The sequence below is a fragment of the Streptomyces sp. P1-3 genome, assembly GCF_050613155.1.
Classification (GTDB): Bacteria; Actinomycetota; Actinomycetes; order Streptomycetales; family Streptomycetaceae; genus Streptomyces.
In genome coordinates this window covers 5371820-5389964 of sequence record NZ_CP192512.1, presented here as the reverse complement: position 1 = coordinate 5389964, position 18145 = coordinate 5371820, and the positions used below count along the sequence as shown (strand labels likewise).

Sequence of the window (18145 nt, the reverse complement as noted above, 5' to 3'; positions counted from 1 at the left end):
CGGGGCGGGGCGGGCTAGCCGGGCTGGCAGCCCGGGCACCAGAAGAGGTTGCGGGCGGCGAGACCGGCGGTGCGGATCTCGCCGCCGCAGACATGGCACGGCTGCCGGGCGCGCCGATAGACGTAGACCTCGCCGCCGTGGTCGTCCACCCGGGGCGGACGGCCCATCGCCTCCGGCGTGTGCTCGGGTCGGACGGTGTCGATCCGGTTGTTCACCACGCCCTCGCGCATGAGCTCCACCAGATCGGCCCAGATGGCGTCCCATTCCGCGCGGGTCAGCTCGCGGCCCGGGCGGTACGGGTCGACGCCGTGCCGGAAGAGCACCTCGGCACGGTAGACGTTGCCGACGCCCGCGATCACCTTCTGGTCCATCAGCAGCGCGGCGATGGTCGTACGGCTGCGGGAGATCCGGTCCCAGGCGCCCTCGCCGTCGTCGCCGCCGCGCAGCGGGTCGGGGCCGAGGCGGTCGTGTATCGCCAGCTTCTCGGGGTGGGTGATCAGCGCGCAGGTCGTCGGGCCGCGCAGGTCGACGTACGCGTCGTCGTGCGCGATCCGCAGCCGGACCGTGTCGGTGGGCGGCGGCGCCGGTGCGTCGCCGAAGCCGACCTTGCCGAACAGTCCGAGGTGGATATGGACCCAGTCCAGCCCCTCGAAGCCCAGGAACAGGTGCTTGCCGTGCGCGTCCACACCGTCGAGGACCGTGCCGTCGAGGAGCGCCGCGGCGTCGGCGAACTTGCCCTGCGGGCTGCTCACCCGCACCGGCCGGCCGCCGAACGTCCGCAGATAGTCCTGGGCCAGCCGGTGGATGGTGTGCCCCTCCGGCATCAGTCCTGCTGCGGGTGGTGGGCCGGGATCGGCGGCAGCTCGCCGGTGGTCTCGTAGGCGCTGAGCATCTCGATCCGGCGGGTGTGCCGGTCCTCGCCCGAGTACGGGGTCTTCAGGAAGATCTCGACGAACTTGGTCGCCTCTTCGGTGGTGTGCATCCGGCCGCCGATGCTGATCACGTTGGCATTGTTGTGCTCGCGGCCGAGCGCGGCGGTCTGCTCGCTCCACGCCAGCGCGGCGCGTACGCCCTTGACCTTGTTGGCGGCGATCTGCTCGCCGTTGCCGGAGCCGCCGATCACGATGCCGAGGCCATCCGGGTCGGCGGCGGTCTTCTCGGCCGCGCGGAGGCAGAACGGCGGGTAGTCGTCCTGGGCGTCGTAGATGTGGGGGCCGCAGTCGACGGGGTCGTGGCCGTTGGCCTTGAGCCACTCGACGAGGTGGTTCTTCAGGTCGAAACCGGCATGGTCGGAACCGAGGTACACGCGCATGGTCCGAGTGTGACACGGCGGGGGCGACCGGGACGCGCGGGGTAGACACCGGGCCGACTCCGCCCGGACCGTGAGTGGTTCGCAATGGCGAAGCGTTTTCTTCACGGGCCAGCAATGCCAAGGAACCTCATGGAAACCTCAAGTAACGATCCGGATTCAAAGGTTCATCTATCCGTTCTCCTGGGTTTCACTGGCCTGGCTCGACACCCCAGTGCAAAGGATCGCGCACATGAGCGCACAGCCCGTGACCACCCCGCCGGGCACGTCGTCCGGCGGCTCCGGCACACCGGAGTCCTCCGACGGCCTCAAGGCCGGACTCAAGAACCGCCATCTGTCGATGATCGCCATCGGCGGTGTCATCGGCGCCGGCCTCTTCGTCGGCTCCGGTGCCGGTATCGCCAAGGCGGGCCCGGCCATTCTGCTGTCGTACGCCCTTGTGGGCGCGATGGTCGTGTTCGTCATGCGGATGCTCGGCGAGATGGCCGCGGCCAACCCGACCTCCGGTTCCTTCTCCGCCTACGCGGACCGGGCGCTGGGCCGCTGGGCCGGGTTCTCGATCGGCTGGCTCTACTGGTTCTTCTGGGTCGTGGTGCTCGCCGTCGAGGCGACCGCGGGCGCGGAGATCCTCGAGGGCTGGGTGCCGTCGGTGCCGCAGTGGGCCTGGGCGCTGATCGTCATGGTGGTGCTCACCGCGACCAACCTGGCGTCGGTCTCCTCCTACGGCGAGTTCGAGTTCTGGTTCGCCGGGATCAAGGTCGTCGCGATCGGCGCGTTCGTCGTGGTCGGCGGACTCGCGGTGTTCGGGCTGCTGCCCGGCTCGGACAACGAGGGCGCGGGCCTGGCCCACCTCACCGACACCGGCGGCTTCCTGCCCAACGGCTGGGGCGCGATCCTCACCGGCGTGCTGATGGTCGTCTTCTCCTTCATGGGCAGCGAGATCGTCACCCTCGCGGCCGGTGAGTCCGAGGACCCGCAGCGCGCGGTCACCAAGGCCACCAACAGCGTGATCTGGCGGATCGGCGTCTTCTACCTGGGCTCCATCTTCGTGGTGCTGACGCTGCTGCCGTGGGACTCCAAGGCGATCACCGAGGACGGCTCCTACGTCGCCGCGCTGAACTCCATCGGCATCCCGCACGCCGGCAACGTCATGGACGTCATCGTGCTGACGGCCGTGCTGTCGTGTCTGAACTCCGGTCTGTACACCGCCTCCCGGATGGCCTTCTCGCTCGGCCAGCGCGGTGACGCGCCCAAGGCGTTCGCGAAGACCACGGCGCGGGGCGTCCCGCAGGCGGCCATCCTCGGCTCGGTGGTCTTCGGCTTCATCGCCGTCTGGTTCAACTACCAGTGGAAGGACACCGTCTTCCAGTTCCTGCTGAACTCCTCGGGTGCGATCGCGCTCTTCGTCTGGCTGGTGATCTGCTTCACCCAGCTGCGGATGCGCAAGATCATCGAGCGCGAGAACCCGGAGAAGCTGATCGTCCGGATGTGGCTGTTCCCGTATCTGACGTGGGCGACCGCCGCGATGATCGTGTTCGTGGTCGGCTACATGTTCTACGACGACGCCAACCGCGAGGTCGTGAGCCTGTCGCTGCTGGTGGCGGCCGTGGTGCTCACCGTGGCGGTGGTCCGCGACCGGCTGGCCAAGCGCGCGGCCTGACGGCCGCACACCGGCGCCGTACGACGGACGGGCCGGGACGCCGCACCAGGGAAGGGGGTGCGGGTCCCGGCCCGTCCGCGTGGGCCCGGAGGTACGGGGGATCAGTGCTCGCGGCCGCCCAGCAGCTTCCACGCGGTGGGCAGCGCGCCCATCGCCAGGGCCGCCTTGAGGGCGTCCCCGAGCAGGAACGGGGTGAGTCCGGCGGCGACCGCCGCGCTGAGCGAGAGATCCGCGGCCACCGCCAGGTACGGCACGCCGACCGCATAGATGACCGCGGAGCCGAGCACCATCGTCCCGGCCGTGCTCAGCACGCCGCGGTCACCGCCGCGGCGGGCCAGCGCGCCCACGACGGTCGCGGCCAGCAGCATGCCCAGGACGTAACCGAAGGACGGGGCGACCGCACCGGAGGTGCCCTCGGCGAACCACGGCATCCCGGCCATGCCGGCAAGCGTGTACAGCGCCAGGGAGAGGAAGCCGCGGCCGGCCCCCAGCGAGGTGCCGACCAGCAGCGCCGCGAAGGTCTGCCCGGTCACGGGGACCGGGGAGCCGGGCACCGGCACGGATATCTGGGCGGCCAGGCCGGTGAGCACGGCGCCGCCCACGACGAGCGCCGCGTCACGGGCGAGGACTTGGCGGGCGGGGAACAGGGCGTCCGCGAGGACCGTACGGGTCCCGGCGGCGGAGACGGAGGCGGAGCTCATCGGTATCTCCCCGAGGTGAGATCAGTGAAGGACACCGTGACGTTAGCCCAGCACTGATCGTCGATCACCGTCGACGGGCGACAAAGGCGGCGGCGCCGCCTTGGCCGGTCCCGTGCACGACCCGGCTCCGTGAATCACCCCGTTCCAGCAGGTCACGTGATGCTCGTCACCATGACCCGGGGTACCGGGAAACGGTTTTGCGCCGGGCGGGCAGGCATGGGGACACTGTGGAGTCCCACCAAAGCGCCGCCGTCCGGGCGCTGAGCCGAGAGTGATCCCGCACCATGCACCAGGCCCCGCCCGCCGACGAGCTCGCGGCCGCGCCCGCCGAACCGGCCGCACCCGCCGAACCCCTCGCGGGCGGACTCAAACAACGCCACCTGACGATGCTCGGCCTGGGCGGAGTCATCGGCGCGGGGCTGTTCGTGGGCTCCGGCGCGGGGATCGCCGTCGCCGGGCCCGGCATCGTCGTCTCGTACCTGCTCGCGGGCGCGCTCGCGATGCTGGTGATGCGCATGCTCGGCGAGATGTCGGCGGCGATGCCCGCGTCGGGCGCCTTCTCGGTGCACGCGGAGCGGGCGCTCGGCCGCTGGGCGGGCTTCACCGTCGGCTGGCTGTACTGGTTCCTGCTGGTGGTCGTGCTCGCCGTGGAGGCGACGGCGGCGGCCGGGATCGCGCACGGCTGGGTGCCGTCGGTGCCGCAGTGGGCCTGGGTCCTGCTGTTCATGGTGGTCTTCACCGCCGCCAACCTGGCCGCCGTGAAGAACTTCGGCGAGTTCGAGTTCTGGTTCGCGACGCTGAAGGTCGGCGCGATCGTGCTCTTCCTCGCCCTCGGCCTGCTCGCGGCCTTCGGGGCGCTGCCGGACACCGACCCGGTGGGCCTGACCAACCTCACCGGGCAGGGCGGTTTCCTGCCGAACGGCTGGAGCGGCGTGGTCTCCGGGGTGCTGGCCGTCCTCTTCGCCTTCGGTGGCCTGGAAGTCGTCACGATCGCGGCGGCGGAGTCCGACGACCCGGCGCGGGCGGTCGGCCGCGCCGTACGCAGCGCCATGTGGCGCATCCTCTTCTTCTATGTCGGCTCGATGCTGGTCATCGTCACGGTGCTGCCGTGGACCTCGATGGCGCCCGGGCAGAGCCCGTACGTGGCCGTGCTGGACCACATCGGGGTGCCGAAGGCCGGGCAGATCATGAACATCGTGGTGTTCGTGGCGCTGCTGTCCGCGCTCAACGCCAATCTCTACGGCTCCTCCCGGATGGTGTTCTCGCTGGCCGAGCGCGGGGAGGCGCCGCGGTCGCTGCTGGCCATGTCGCCGGGCGGGGTGCCGCGCCGCGCGGTGCTGGCCTCGGTGGCGTTCGGATTCCTTTCGGTCCTGCTCAATCTCAAGTGGCCGGATTCGATCTTCCAGTACATGCTCAACGCCGTCGGTGCCGTACTGCTGTTCGTATGGGCACTGATCGCCGCCTCCCAACTGCGGCTGCGCCGCCGTATCGAGCGGGAGACGTCGGAGCCGCCAGCCCTGCGCATGTGGGCGTTCCCCTGGCTGACCTGGGCTTCCCTGATCGCGATGGCCGGCGTTCTGGTGCTGATGCTGACGGATGATCAGGCACGCCCGCAGCTTCTGTGGTCGGCGGGTGCGACGGGCGCGGTACTGGCGGTGGCCGGACTGCGGGAGCTGCGGGCCCGCGGCTGACCGGCGCCACCCTTCCGAACTGACGATCGGTCGGCTACGTACGGTCATACCGGTGTCCGATATTCAGACATCACTGACGCAAGTGTTGTCCTCAGCGGACACGGACCACACACTGAGGGCGCTCAGCACCCCTCCACCCACACGTAATGGACACCAAAAGCCAATGAACCGGACACCCGCGTCCGCCGCGCCGGAGCGCGCTGCCGAGAACACCGGCACGACCGCTCAGGGCAACGGCACTCCCCTGTCCCATGGCCTGAAGCAGCGCCATCTGTCGATGATCGCCCTGGGTGGCGTGATCGGCGCGGGACTGTTCGTGAGTTCTGGTCTCGGTATCGCGGCGGCCGGTCCCTCCATCGTCCTGGCGTACGCGCTGTCCGGCCTCCTGGTGATGCTGGTCATGCGGATGCTCGGTGAGATGTCCGCCGCCAACCCCGCCTCCGGTTCCTTCTCGGTGTACGCGGAGCGGGCGCTCGGCCCCTGGGCGGGCTTCACGGCCGGCTGGATGTACTGGACGCTGCTGACCTTCGCGGTCGGCGTCGAGGGGCTCGGCGCGGCCGGGATCATGACCGGCTGGTTCCCCTCGACCGAGTCCTGGATGTGGGTCCTGGCCTTCATGGTCGTCTTCCTCGGCGCCAACCTGGCCTCGGTGAAGAACTTCGGTGAGTTCGAGTTCTGGTTCGCCGCCTTGAAGGTGGCCGCGATCGGGCTGTTCCTGGTGCTGGGCGCGCTCGCCATCTTCGGCGTCCTGCCGGGCACGGATGCGCCGGGCACCGACAACCTCACCGGCCACGACGGCTTCATGCCCAACGGCGTCGACGGCCTCGTGGTCGGCCTGGTCGCGTCGGTCATCGCCTACGGCGGTCTGGAGACCGTGACCATCGCCGCCGCCGAGTCCGAGAACCCGGTCAAGGGCGTCGCGAACGCCGTGCGCACCGCCATGTGGCGGATCGCGCTGTTCTACATCGGCTCGATGTTCGTCATCGTGATGCTGATCCCGTGGAACGACCCGAAGGTCGTCGGCGACGGCCCGTACGTCGCGGTGCTGAACGTCCTGGACGTCCCGGCGGCCGGGGAGATCATGAAGTTCGTGGTGCTGGCCGCGCTGCTGTCCGCGATGAACGCCAACATCTACGGCTCCTCCCGGATGGCGTACTCGCTGGTGGCGCGCGGCCAGGGTCCCGCCTTCCTGGGCAAGGTCAGTGGAGGCGTGCCCCGGCTGGCGGTGGCCGCGTCCTGCGTCTTCGGCTTCGTCACCGTGCTGCTGAACTACTGGTCTCCGGACAAGGTGTTCGTCTGGGTGGCGAACATGATCGGCGCGGTCGTGCTCATCGTGTGGGGCTTCATCGCGGTCTCCCAGCTCCAGATGCGGCGGCGGCTGGAGCGTGAGGCGCCCGAGAAGCTCGTGGTGCGGATGTGGCTCTTCCCCTATCTCACCTGGGTGGCGCTGGCCGGTGTGGTGACCTTCCTGGCCCTGATGGCCCGCCAGGACGACACCCGTGAGCAGCTGTACTACTCGACGGGTCTGGCGGTGGCGCTGACCATCGTCGGCCTCATACGGCAGAAGGCGAACGCCAAGCAGCGCTGACCGCTCGAAGCGTTCCCCGTGAGGCGGGGTGGGTCCTTAAGTCCAAGGACCCACCCCGCCTTACTTCTTTGGACCGAGCCGCCCCCCTCCGCCCCGGGATGGCGCACTCCTGCTGGTAGCGTGCACTTGCAAGTTAATTGCAATAAGCGGTCGGAGGGCTCGGCATGGCCATCTACACACTTCCTGAACTTCCGTACGACTACTCGGCGCTGGCGCCCGTCATCAGCCCCGAGATCATCGAGCTGCACCACGACAAGCACCACGCGGCGTACGTCAAGGGCGCGAACGACACCCTTGAGCAGCTCGCGGAGGCCCGGGACAAGGACCAGTGGGGCGCCATCAACGGCCTGGAGAAGAACCTGGCCTTCCACCTGTCCGGCCACATCCTGCACAGCATCTACTGGCACAACATGACCGGCGACGGCGGCGGTGAGCCGCTGGAGAAGGACGGTGTCGGCGAGCTCGCCGACGCCATCGCGGAGAGCTTCGGCTCGTATGCGAAGTTCAAGGCGCAGCTGTCCAAGGCGTCCGCCACCACACAGGGGTCGGGCTGGGGCGTGCTGGCGTACGAGCCGGTGAGCGGCCGTCTGATCGTGGAGCAGGTCTACGACCACCAGGGCAACGTCGGCCAGGGCTCCGTCCCGATCCTGGTCTTCGACGCCTGGGAGCACGCCTTCTACCTTCAGTACAAGAACCAGAAGGTGGACTTCATCGAGGCGATGTGGAACGTCGTCAACTGGCAGGACGTGGCGAAGCGGTACGCCGCCGCGAAGGAGCGCGCGAACAACCTGCTGCTCGCTCCGTAAGAGGAAGATTTTTCCCTTCTGGGGGGCTCTCCCCCAGACCCCCGACGTCCTGCTCGTGATCGTCTTCTCACCCTTCACGTGGCAGGCGGAATAGCGGAGGGCCCCCGCGAGGACATGACTCGCGGGGGCCCTCCTCTCTGCTTCGCCGTCACTCGAAGATCGGGCCGGTCGTCCGGGTGCGCTTGATCTCGTAGAAGCCGGGGACGGAGGCGACCATCAGGGTGCCGTCCCACAGGCGGGCCGCCTCCTCACCCTTGGGCGCCGGGGTGACGACCGGGCCGAAGAAGGCGATCCGGTCGCCCTCAGCGCCGGGTACGGCGATCACCGGGGTGCCGACGTCCTCGCCGACCAGGCCGATGCCCTCCTGGTGGGAGGCGCGCAGTTCGGCGTCGTAGGCGTCGGTGCGGGCGGCGTCCGCCAGCTCGACGGGCAGGCCCGCCTCCTCCAGGGCCGCGACGATCGTGTCGTGGTCGGGCGCCAGGCCCTGGTGGTGGATGCGGGTGCCGAGCGCCGTGTAGAGCGGGCCCAGGACCTCGCTCCCGTGCTTCTTCTCGGCGGCTATGCAGACCCGCACCGGGCCCCAGGCCGTGGTGCGCAGCATCTCCCGGTACTCCTCGGGGACCTGGTCCAGCTTGTCCTCGTTCAGCACGGCGAGGCTCATCACATGCCAGCGCACCTCGACCGGGCGGACCTTCTCCACCTCCAGCATCCAGCGAGAGGTCATCCAGGCCCACGGGCACAACGGGTCGAACCAGAAATCGGCGGGCGTGGCGGGGGTGGCGGTCGCGGCGTCTGTCGCGGTCACGGATGCTCCTCGAAGGAATGGCTTGGGTACGCGTTCTTCAGGTAACGCGGTTATCCACAGGTTCCATTCCTCGATTCCCGCCTCGGACGGCCCGTGTCATGATGCGCGGTGTCCGATATTCGAGAAGCGTGTGACACAAGACGAGGGAGTCGTGTCGTGCCCGGTGAGAATCTGTCCCGTGACGAGGCCCAGGAGCGGGCCCGGCTGCTGACCGTGGACGCCTACGACGTGGCGCTCGATCTGCGGTCCGCGGTGGATCCCGCCGAGGGTGCCGGGCCCCGCACCTTCCGCTCGACGACGACGATCCGCTTCCGTGCCGCCGAGCCGGGCGCGTCGACCTTCGCCGACCTGGTCGCGCCGAGCGTCAGCTCAGTGGTGCTGAACGGACGTGAGCTGGACCCGGCCGCCGTGTTCGACGGCGCGCGGATCGCGCTGGACGACCTGGCCGCGGAGAACGTCCTGGTGGTGGACGCCCAGTGCGCCTACAGCCGGACCGGGGAGGGCATGCACCGCTTCGAGGACCCGGAGGACGGCCAGGTCTATCTCTATACGCAGTACGAACCGGCCGACGCGCGCCGGGTGTTCGCCGACTTCGAACAGCCGGATCTGAAGGCGTCGTTCACCTTCTCCGTGACCGCTCCCGCGGACTGGACCGTGCTGAGCAACGGCGAGCGGGAGGGTGACCCGGTCCTCGCCGGGGACGCCGCGGCGACCTGGCGCTTCGTACCGACCAAGCCGATCTCGACGTACATCACGGCGGTCGTCGCCGGGCCGTATCACGTGGTGCGGGACCACTACCGCCGCGCGCTGCCGGAGGGCGAGGTGCTGGAGATCCCGCTGGGGGCGCTCTGCCGCGCCTCGCTCGCCAAGCACTTCGACGCGGACGACATCTTCACCGTCACCAAGCAGGGCCTGGACTTCTTCCACGACCACTTCGACTACCCGTACCCGTTCGGCAAGTACGACCAGGCGTTCGTGCCGGAGTACAACATCGGCGCGATGGAGAACCCGGGCTGTGTGACCTTCCGCGAGGAGTTCGTCTTCCGCGGCAAGGTGACCCAGGCGTCGTACGAGCACCGGGCGAACGTCATCCTGCACGAGATGGCGCACATGTGGTTCGGCGACCTGGTCACCATGGAGTGGTGGGACGACCTGTGGCTCAAGGAGTCCTTCGCGGACTTCATGGGCGCCTTTTCGCTGGTGGAGGCCACCCGGTTCACCGACGGCTGGATCACCTTCGCCAACCGGCGCAAGTCCTGGGCGTACCGCGCCGACCAGCTGCCGTCCACCCACCCGGTCACGGCCGACATCCATGACCTGGAGGACGCCAAGCTCAACTTCGACGGCATCACCTACGCCAAGGGCGCGAGTGTGCTCAAGCAGCTCGTGGCGTACGTCGGCCGGGACGCGTTCCTGGAGGGCGCCCGGCGCTACTTCAAGCGGCACGCGTACGGCAACACCCGGCTGGCGGATCTGCTGTCGGTGCTGGAGGAGACCTCGGGGCGGGACATGACCGCCTGGTCGCGGGCCTGGCTGCAGACGGCCGGGGTCAACGTGCTCACCCCGCAGGCGACGTACGACGCGGCCGACCGGATCACGGAGCTGTCCATCCTCCAGGAGGCGGGCGGGGGCCACCCGACGCTGCGGCCGCACCGGGTGGCCGTGGGCCTGTACCGGCGCCGCGACGCCGACGGCGCGCTGGTGCGGTACGCCCGGGTGGAGGTCGACGTCACCGGGCCGCGCACCGAGGTGCCCGAGCTGGCGGGCGCCGAGCGGCCCGAGCTGATCCTGGTCAACGACGACGACCTCACGTACTGCAAGGTGCGGTTCGACGCGGACTCGCTCGCCACCCTGCGCCGGCACCTGGGTGACCTCACCGACCCGCTGGCCCGCGCGCTGTGCTGGTCGGCGCTGTGGAACCTGACCCGCGACGGGCTGATGCCCGCCCGCGACTACCTGGACCTGGTGCGGCGGTTCGCCGGTGCCGAGACGGACATCGGCGTGCTGCAGATGGTCCAGTCCTGGGCCGGCAGCGCGCTGACGCACTACAGCGCGCCCGACAACCGGGAGCAGGCGGGCGACGAGGTGGCCGAGAGCGCGCTGCGCGAGCTTCGGCTCGCCGAGCCCGGCAGCGGCCACCAGCTGGCGTGGGCACGGTTCTTCGCTCAGAACGCCGACTCCGACTGCGAACTGAGGCTGCTGCGCGGGCTGCTGGACGGTACGGCGCGGATCGACGGACTCGATGTCGACCAGGAGCTGCGGTGGACGTTCCTGGAACCGCTCGCCGCGCACGGCGTGGCGGACGAGTCGCTGATCGCCGCGGAGCTGGCCAGGGACGACACCGCGTCCGGAAAGCGGCACCAGATCCGCTGCCTGGCGGCCCGGCCTTCGGCGGAGGTCAAGGCCGCGGTGTGGGCGTCGGTGGTGGAGTCGGACCGGCTGTCCAACGCGCTGGTGGAGGCCACCATCGCCGGGTTCTGCCAGGCGGGCCAGCGGGAGCTGCTCGCGCCGTACGCGAAGCGGTACTTCGCGGCGCTGGAGAGCGTGTGGCGGGAGCGGTCGATCGAGATCGGCATGGCGATCGTGCGCGGGCTCTTCCCGGCGCTCCAGGACGACCCCGGCACGTTGGAGGCGACGGACGCGTGGCTGGCGGAGCACGCGGACGCGGCGCCCGCGCTGCGCCGTCTGGTCAGCGAGGCGCGGGACGACCTGGCCCGGGCGCTGCGCGCCCAGGAGTGCGACGCGCGGGCCGCCCGCTGACGCGGCGCACCACCCAGGCGCGCCGTACGGGCCCGCCAGATGGCGCACCGCCCTTCGGCGCTCGAACGTCCGTACTTTAGGACGGTGTTGTCCTGATTCGTCGACGAACGTGTAACAGCGGTTAGGGAGCGGCGAGAGCGCGGGAATGGCCGGGGCATGAACCACACTTCCCCCGGCGGGGAGATCCCCACCCCGCTCTCCCCGCTCCCCCTGCGGCACCTCTCCGACGTACGGCGCCTGGTTCTGACCACACGCCAGCTCCGTGCGCACGGTGTGACCGCCGCGACCGTCGCCGAGCGCAGCCGCGCCGGCGGGCCGTGGCGGCAGCTGCTGCCGGGCGTCCACCTGCTCCACCCCGGCCCGCCGACCGGCGAGGAGCTGCTGCACGCCGCCCTGCTCTACACCGTCGGCCGTACGCCCGCGCGGACCGGCGCCACCGCGGGGCCGGAGCCCGTGATGATCACCGGGCTGGCCGCGCTCGCCCTGCACCACTTCTCCGCCGCTCCCCCGCTGCTCTCCCTCGACCACGTCGACGTCCTGGTGCCGCGCACCCGGCGCACGCGTTCCACCGGCTATGTGCGTGTCGTACGCGGGCACCCGCTGCCCGAACCGGTGGACATCGCCGGAGTGCCGACCGCCCCCGTCGCCCGGGCGCTGGCGGACGCGGTGGCCAGGCTCCGGGACGCGACGTCGGTGCGCCGGCTGCTGGTCGAGGCGGTGCGCGGCGCACACTGCGAGGCGACCGCGATCGTGCGGGAGCTGACCGCGGCGCGGCTGCTGACCCGGCCGCACGTGGCGGACGCCGTGGACGCCCTGCTCGCCGAGGCCCGCTGCGCCGCCGAGGGCCAGCTGTACGCCATGGTGCGCGGCCACGGGCTGCCCGAGCCGGTGTGGAACGTCGAGCTGCGGATGCCGGGTGGCCCGCGACTGGGCGGTGTGGACGCCTACTGGCCGGACCAGGCCGTGGCCCTGGTGCTGGACGCGCGGCTGCCGCAGTACGAGAAGCCGGCGCCGGCCACCGGGGACCGGAGCGAGGAGACGACGCTGCGGGAGCGGCTGGAGCGGCTGGGCATCACGGTGGTGTACGCCACGCCGCACCGGCTGCGCCACGCCCCGGGGGACCAGGCCGCCGTGGTCCGCACCGCCCTGATGGCCGCGGCCGACCGCGACCCGGCCGCCTACGTCCTCGTACTGCCGCGGTGAGGATGCCGCGGTGAGGACGGGCGGGTATGGATCGCCTCGCGCGCTCCACCGGGATCAGCGCTTGCGCAGCAGCAGTTCGGTGTTCCGGTCGTCGGGCTGCCCGGCGAGCGTCCCGCGGGAGCCGGGGGCGTTGAAGGACAGTTCGCGGTAGAGCGCGGCGAGGCCGGTCTGGGACAGGTCGGCGTAGTCGGTGCGGTGCGGGGCGGCGGACTCCACCAGGGTGGTGAACAGCGAGATCGTGCCGTCGTGGTTGTCGGTGACCTCGACGACCCGGGCCAGCTGCGGGAAGTCGATGTGCGAGGCCGTGGTGACCTCCCAGAAGGTGCCGCGGGCGGTGATCTCGTTCTTGTGGCTGTGGCCGTTGATCCAGGCAAGCACCTGCGGGTGGCGCTTGAAGAGCGCGACGAGCTCGTCACCGCCGTGCCGGGCCTCGTGGGGGCGCGCCGGGTCGCGGTTGAAGTTCTTCATGCTCCGGCTGTAGTGGTGGCTGAAGACCAGGATGTGGTCGTCCTTGTGCGCCTTCAGGGTCCGCTCCAGCCACCGCAGTTGGGCGGTGCCGACGGACCCGGTGTAGTGGCCGCCGGGGTCTGTGGAGTCCAGGCTGATGCCGATGACGTCGTCGGAGATCCGGAACGTGTAGTACAGCGTCCCCTTCTCCAGGTTCTCCCGCGTGTAGCCGTGCCCCACGGGGCCGGCACCGGCGTGTCCAGGGGCCAGGTGCGCGGTCAGGTAGTCGTGGACCGTGACCGGCGCGCGACGCTCGTCCGGGGTGACCGAGCGCATCTCGCGGGCGTGCCTGCGCAGCACGTCCTTCATGAGCGTGCCCTTGGGGTCGGCGCCCTCCCGCTCACCCTCGTAGATCTTCTCCGCTTCCGCGGCCGGGATGATCTCCAGCTTGCGGCCGCCGGTGGCGAGTTCGGTGAGGTAGCCGCGATCGAACGCGTAGACGCCGCCGGACAGGCTGTCGTGGTTGCCGATGGTGGAGTACCAGGGCAGGTTCAGGCCGGGGCTGTTGACCGTACGCAGCGCCGCTTCGAGGAATCCGTCGATGCGCGGGAAGCCGACCCGCTTGTCGTTGTCGCGCAGCGCGCTTCCGGGGTGCCAGAAGTGCTTGATCCCACTGTCCTGGACGCCCTCGTAGTGGCGCGGGTCGCCGGTGTTGGGGGTGATCCGGCCGCCGCTCATCGCGGTCAGGAACCAGTCCAGCTCGATCCGCGAGTTGTTGTCCGTGTTGTCCCCGGTGGTCATCGCGAAGGAGAGCGGGGCCCCGGTCACCGGTCCGCCGCGCAGCCGGTTGACGCGCTCGATCAGGGAGACCACGCCGGCCACCGAGAGCGCCTCGTGCGGCCGCCAGGCGCCCACCCGCCCCGAACGCAGGAACTCGTAGCGCAGCGGGTGCTGGACGTCGGTCAGGTGCAGGTCGGTGAGTTGCACGAACGAGGCGAGCGCGGTGCGCCGGCGCTCCCGGCCGCCCTTGGCCGGGGCGAGTTCGGTGCGTACGACACGGGCCCAGCCCGGGCCGTCGGCGAGCCGCCGGTAGCCACTGCTGCCGCGCGGGGCGGCGACCGTCCGCAGCGTGGTGCCGGCCGTGGTCGGCGCGAGGGGGGCGGTGGCGACCCGCTGGGCGGCCACGGAGCCGTGCGCGGAGCCGTGCGGCGCGGCCGACGAGGCGGTGGCGGAACCTGAGGCGGGCCCGAGGGCGACCCCCAGGCCCGTGGCCGCTCCGGCGGCGCCCACGGCGGTGAGCAGCGTACGGCGGTCGAGAGCGTGGGCGGCGGACCGTATGCGGGACATGCGCTCGTCTCCCCGAGTGGAAACCGTATGGCGGCGGGCGGAGAACCGCCCTGTCACTGGGGATGGTTGGCAGCGGGGATGGCCGATGCGTGAACGCCGTGGCAACGCATGCCACCGAGATCCGCACATCGGTCCGTCGCGGGCGGATCCGGGGCGAATCGCCATCCGGGCTACGGCTGCCGGCCCGCCGGCGCTCATATGGAGTTCACCCGAACGGGTAGCCGGGGGCGAGGCTCCCGGTTGACGACATGAGTACCGCTTTGTCCTCGATGGCGTATGGCGGGAATGTGCCATCGGTGGAATCAGGGTCGGGCAACTCTCCCCAAACGTCAGTCACTTCCACAAAGGTGAACGGACCGACGGCACCGTATTCCGAACAAGGATGCCCATGTCCCCATCACCTGAAGCGAGACCCGCACGCGGCGTGAGACGCACGGCCCGCATAGCGATAGGCGCGGGCCTGGTGGCCGCCCTCGCGGCCGCAGGCCCCGCCCCCGCCGTCGCCGCCACCCACGGCGACGAGCCGACGGCCTCCAGCCAGCCGGAGAGCCGGCCGAAGTCCGCCTCCGACAAGCTCGGCGCCGCGGACGCCGGTCTGCTCGCCGAGGCCAAGGCGGACGGCGACAAGCACGTCACGATGATGATCGCCACCGCACCGGGCGCGACCGAGCAGGTCGCCGACCAGCTCGACGCGGTCAAGGGCGCCTCGGTGGGGCGCACCTACGACAAGCTCGGCTACGTCCGCGCCACCGTCCCCACCGGCAAGGCCGACGCCGCCATCGCCAAGGCGGAGAAGCTCTCCTCCGTCCACGGCATCGACCTCCGCCAGGAGATCCGGCTGCCGGACCCGACCCCCCGCGCGGACCGCGCCGAGGGCGCGAAGACCGCGCAGGCGGGCAGCTACCCGGCGCCCGGCAAGGACACCCCGGCCAAGAACCCGTACCAGCCGTCGTTCGAGACCGGAGCCGTCGACTTCGTCAAGAACCACCCCAAGGCCGACGGCCGGGGCGTGACGATCGGCATCCTCGACTCCGGCGTGGACCTCGGCCACCCGGCGCTGCAGAAGACCACCACCGGCGAGCGCAAGATCGTCGACTGGGTGACGGCCACCGACCCGATCGTGGACCAGGACGGCACCTGGCGGCCGATGGTGACCACCGTCTCCGGTCCCAGCTTCAGCTACAACGGCCGCACCTACACCGCCCCGGCCGGCTCCTACGGCGTCAGCGTCTTCAAGGAGAGCGCGACGGCCGGCGGCGACATGAAGGGCGACCTCAACCGGGACGGGGACACCACCGACTCCTGGGGCGTGCTCTACGACGCCGCCAAGGGCACCGTCCGGGTCGACCTCGACAACGACGGCGACTTCGGCGACGACGAGGTCATGCAGCCGTACCGGGACGGCTTCCAGGTCGGCTACTTCGGCAAGGACGACCCGGCCACCCCGGTCGCCGAGCGGATCCCGTTCGTCGTGGAGATCCGCAAGGACGTCCCGATGGACCCGCTGGGCGGCAGCTGGGTGGGCAAGAAGTCCGACTTCGTCAACATCGGCGTCATCGAGTCCGAGCACGGCACCCACGTGGCCGGCATCACCGCCGCCAAGGGCCTCTTCGGCGGCAAGATGAACGGCGCGGCGCCCGGCGCCAAGCTGGTCTCGTCCCGGGCCTGCACCTGGACCGGCGGCTGCACCAACGTCGCGCTCACCGAGGGCATGATCGACCTCGTGGTCAACCGCCACGTCGACATCGTCAACATGTCGATCGGCGGCCTGCCCGCGCTCAACGACGGCAACAACGCCCGCGCCGAGCTGTACACGCGCCTGATCGACACCTACGGCGTGCAGCTGGTGATCTCCGCGGGCAACAGCGGCCCCGGCACGAACACCATCGGCGACCCGGCCCTGGCCGACAAGGTCGTCAGCGTCGGCGCGAGCGTCTCCAAGGAGACCTGGGCCGCGAACTACGGCTCGGTGGTCACCAAAAAGTACGACATGATGCCGTTCTCCTCCCGCGGCCCGCGCGAGGACGGCGGCTTCACCCCGACGCTCTCCGCCCCGGGTGCCTCCATCAACACCACCCAGACCTGGCTGCCCGGCGGCCCGGTCAAGGAGGCCGGGTACGAGCTGCCGCCCGGCTACAGCATGCTGCAGGGCACGTCGATGGCCTCCCCGCAGGCCACGGGTGCCACGGCACTGCTGCTGTCGGCCGCCAAGCAGGAGGACATCGACCTGCCGCCGGCGGAGCTGCGCACCGCGCTGACCAGCACCGCCAAGCACATCCCCGGTGTGCAGGCGTATGTGGAGGGCTCCGGCCTGATCGACGTCATCGGCGCGTGGGACGCGATCCGCGACAACGCCACCGCCCATGAGTACACGGTCAAGGCACCGGTGAAGACCGCGCTGTCGGACCACCTGAAGACCCCGGGCTTCGGCGCCGGCATCTACGACCGCGAGGGCGGCCTGAAGACCGGCGAGTCCCGGACGTACGACGTCACGATCACCCGGACCACCGGCCCGGACAGCGACGTGCGGCACGAGCTGGCGCTGCGGAACAACGACGGCACCTTCGACCTGGCCGAGGACTCGGTCAGCCTGCCGCTGGACAAGCCGGTCACCGTCAAGGTCACGGCGAAGACCCGCGCCGCCGGCATCCACACCGCGATCCTCGACGTGAACGACCCGGGCACCGAGGGCGTCGACAAGCAGATCCTGTCCACGGTCGTCGTGGCCAAGCCGCTGGTCAAGCCGCACCACGCGTACGGGGCCTCCGGCTCGGTGCAGCGCAACGGCACCAAGTCCTACTTCGTGACCGTTCCGAAGGGCGCCAAGTCCCTGGAGGTCAAGACCAACGGCCTGGGTACGGGCAGCCAGACGCGCTGGATCGCCATCAACCCGTACGGCGTCCCGGCCGACCCGACGTCGACGATCAACTGCTACCCGAACTACAGCAACCCGGCCAACACCTGCCGCCCGGACCTGCGCTCCTACGCCAACCCGATTCCGGGCGTGTGGGAGATCGAGGTCGAGTCGCGCCGTACCTCGCCGCTGCTCGACAACCCGTACACGGTCACCGCGACCGCGCTGGGCACCACCTTCGAGCCGGAGACCCAGACCGTGCCCGAGGCCAAGGTCGGCACGCCCGCGCCGGTCGAGTGGAAGGTCACCAACGGTTACGCCGCGATCGACGGCAAGCTGAAGGGCGGCGGGCTGGGCTCGTCCAAGACCACCCGCCCGACGATCAAGGAAGGTGAGACCCACACCACGGAGGTCACCCTCGGTGAGGGCGTCTCGCGCCTCGACGTGGCGATCGGCGGGGTCTCGGACACCAAGGCCGACCTTGACCTGAACGTCCTGCTGGACGGCAAGGTCGTCGGTTCCTCGGCGGACGGCGACTCGGACGAGGCGGTCAGCCTGGCCAAGCCGAAGGCCGGGAAGTACACCATCGAGGTGGTCGGATACGGGGTGCCGGCGGGCAGCACCGAGTACGACTACCGCGACGTGTACTTCGCCCCCTCGCTCGGCACCGTCAAGGTGGACGACGCGGCGGCGGTGAAGCTGGCGAACGGCGCGTCCGCCCAGGTCGCAGCCAAGGTCGAGGTGGCGGGCGCGGCTCCTGAGGGCCGCTCCTTCTTCGGCGAGGTGCAGCTGCTCAACGCCTCCGGGACGGTGACCGGCGGCGGCAGCGTGAAGATCGAGAAGGTCACGCCGTAACCGGTCCGGTACGGCATGGGGCGGGTGCTCTCCCGGGCACCCGCCCCTTCTCGTGCCCGGGCCTCGAATAATGGAATGGATTGGACAAGACGACCGGGGACATACGCATCATGGGCGGC

At 70.5% G+C, this 18145-nt stretch carries 12 protein-coding genes; 7 read left to right on the top strand and 5 right to left on the bottom strand.

Annotated features, from left to right (window positions below):
• Positions 1-14: 14 nt before the first annotated feature.
• Together ACQUSR_RS22790 and ACQUSR_RS22785 are read right to left on the bottom strand one after the other, a co-directional pair.
• A complete protein-coding gene (locus ACQUSR_RS22790; RefSeq protein WP_431044459.1) occupies positions 15-824 on the bottom strand; it encodes an Fpg/Nei family DNA glycosylase in 810 nt (269 codons plus the stop codon).
• The gene (locus tag ACQUSR_RS22785; RefSeq protein ID WP_431044458.1) at positions 824-1312 is read right to left on the bottom strand and encodes a ribose-5-phosphate isomerase; all 489 of its coding nucleotides are present in this window, start codon (positions 1310-1312) and stop codon (positions 824-826) included. Before ACQUSR_RS22785 ends, ACQUSR_RS22790 begins: the two co-directional genes overlap by 1 nt.
• 229 nt (positions 1313-1541) lie before the next feature.
• On the opposite strand from ACQUSR_RS22785, the gene ACQUSR_RS22780 reads away from it, so the two are divergent.
• Positions 1542-2969: an amino acid permease gene (locus ACQUSR_RS22780; RefSeq protein WP_431044457.1), complete on the top strand. Its 1428-nt coding sequence runs from the start codon at positions 1542-1544 to the stop codon at positions 2967-2969.
• A 101-nt stretch (positions 2970-3070) separates the two neighbouring features.
• Here ACQUSR_RS22780 and ACQUSR_RS22775 read toward each other — a convergent pair whose 3' ends face one another.
• A complete protein-coding gene (locus tag ACQUSR_RS22775) occupies positions 3071-3670 on the bottom strand; it encodes a biotin transporter BioY (RefSeq protein WP_431044456.1) in 600 nt (199 codons plus the stop codon).
• Positions 3671-3954: 284 nt separating this feature from the next.
• Between ACQUSR_RS22775 and ACQUSR_RS22770 the strand changes: the two genes are divergently transcribed.
• The 3 genes from ACQUSR_RS22770 to ACQUSR_RS22760 all read left to right on the top strand — a co-directional run bounded on the left by ACQUSR_RS22770 (position 3955) and on the right by ACQUSR_RS22760 (position 7755).
• Positions 3955-5361, top strand: a complete 1407-nt coding sequence (locus tag ACQUSR_RS22770; RefSeq protein ID WP_431044455.1) for an amino acid permease — start codon at positions 3955-3957, stop codon at positions 5359-5361.
• Positions 5362-5524: 163 nt separating this feature from the next.
• Positions 5525-6949, top strand: a complete 1425-nt coding sequence (locus ACQUSR_RS22765; RefSeq protein WP_431044454.1) for an amino acid permease — start codon at positions 5525-5527, stop codon at positions 6947-6949.
• A gap of 164 nt (positions 6950-7113) precedes the next feature.
• Entirely contained in the window at positions 7114-7755 is a 642-nt protein-coding gene (locus tag ACQUSR_RS22760; protein WP_431044453.1) for a superoxide dismutase, read from the top strand.
• A gap of 148 nt (positions 7756-7903) precedes the next feature.
• Here the strand turns inward: ACQUSR_RS22760 and ACQUSR_RS22755 are convergent, their stop codons facing one another.
• Positions 7904-8560, bottom strand: coding sequence for a DsbA family protein (locus ACQUSR_RS22755; protein WP_431044452.1), 657 nt, complete (start codon positions 8558-8560; stop codon positions 7904-7906).
• 156 nt (positions 8561-8716) lie between these two features.
• On the opposite strand from ACQUSR_RS22755, the gene pepN reads away from it, so the two are divergent.
• Complete coding sequence (gene pepN / locus ACQUSR_RS22750; RefSeq protein ID WP_431044451.1) at positions 8717-11320, top strand: aminopeptidase N; 2604 nt, start codon at positions 8717-8719, stop codon at positions 11318-11320.
• Positions 11321-11476: 156 nt separating this feature from the next.
• Positions 11477-12523 carry a hypothetical protein gene (locus tag ACQUSR_RS22745; protein WP_431044450.1) on the top strand — a complete coding sequence of 349 codons (1047 nt, stop codon included), beginning with the start codon at positions 11477-11479 and terminating at the stop codon, positions 12521-12523.
• A 54-nt stretch (positions 12524-12577) separates the two neighbouring features.
• On the opposite strand, the gene ACQUSR_RS22740 is transcribed toward ACQUSR_RS22745, so the two are convergent.
• Positions 12578-14317, bottom strand: coding sequence for a TIGR03767 family metallophosphoesterase (locus tag ACQUSR_RS22740; protein WP_431044449.1), 1740 nt, complete (start codon positions 14315-14317; stop codon positions 12578-12580).
• Positions 14318-14705: 388 nt separating this feature from the next.
• Between ACQUSR_RS22740 and ACQUSR_RS22735 the strand changes: the two genes are divergently transcribed.
• On the top strand, positions 14706-18026 hold the full coding sequence (locus ACQUSR_RS22735; protein ID WP_431044448.1) for a S8 family serine peptidase: 3321 nt from the start codon (positions 14706-14708) through the stop codon (positions 18024-18026).
• Positions 18027-18145: the final 119 nt, after the last annotated feature.

Coding starts and splice junctions, on each gene's coding strand:
- ACQUSR_RS22785 (WP_431044458.1), bottom strand. CDS start 1,312: ATGCGCGTGTACCTCGGTTCCGACCATGCCGGTTTCGACCTGAAGAAC.
- ACQUSR_RS22775 (WP_431044456.1), bottom strand. CDS start 3,670: ATGAGCTCCGCCTCCGTCTCCGCCGCCGGGACCCGTACGGTCCTCGCG.
- ACQUSR_RS22790 (WP_431044459.1), bottom strand. CDS start 824: ATGCCGGAGGGGCACACCATCCACCGGCTGGCCCAGGACTATCTGCGG.
- ACQUSR_RS22745 (WP_431044450.1), top strand. CDS start 11,477: ATGAACCACACTTCCCCCGGCGGGGAGATCCCCACCCCGCTCTCCCCG.
- ACQUSR_RS22770 (WP_431044455.1), top strand. CDS start 3,955: ATGCACCAGGCCCCGCCCGCCGACGAGCTCGCGGCCGCGCCCGCCGAA.
- ACQUSR_RS22735 (WP_431044448.1), top strand. CDS start 14,706: ATGTCCCCATCACCTGAAGCGAGACCCGCACGCGGCGTGAGACGCACG.
- ACQUSR_RS22740 (WP_431044449.1), bottom strand. CDS start 14,317: ATGTCCCGCATACGGTCCGCCGCCCACGCTCTCGACCGCCGTACGCTG.
- ACQUSR_RS22760 (WP_431044453.1), top strand. CDS start 7,114: ATGGCCATCTACACACTTCCTGAACTTCCGTACGACTACTCGGCGCTG.
- ACQUSR_RS22780 (WP_431044457.1), top strand. CDS start 1,542: ATGAGCGCACAGCCCGTGACCACCCCGCCGGGCACGTCGTCCGGCGGC.
- ACQUSR_RS22765 (WP_431044454.1), top strand. CDS start 5,525: ATGAACCGGACACCCGCGTCCGCCGCGCCGGAGCGCGCTGCCGAGAAC.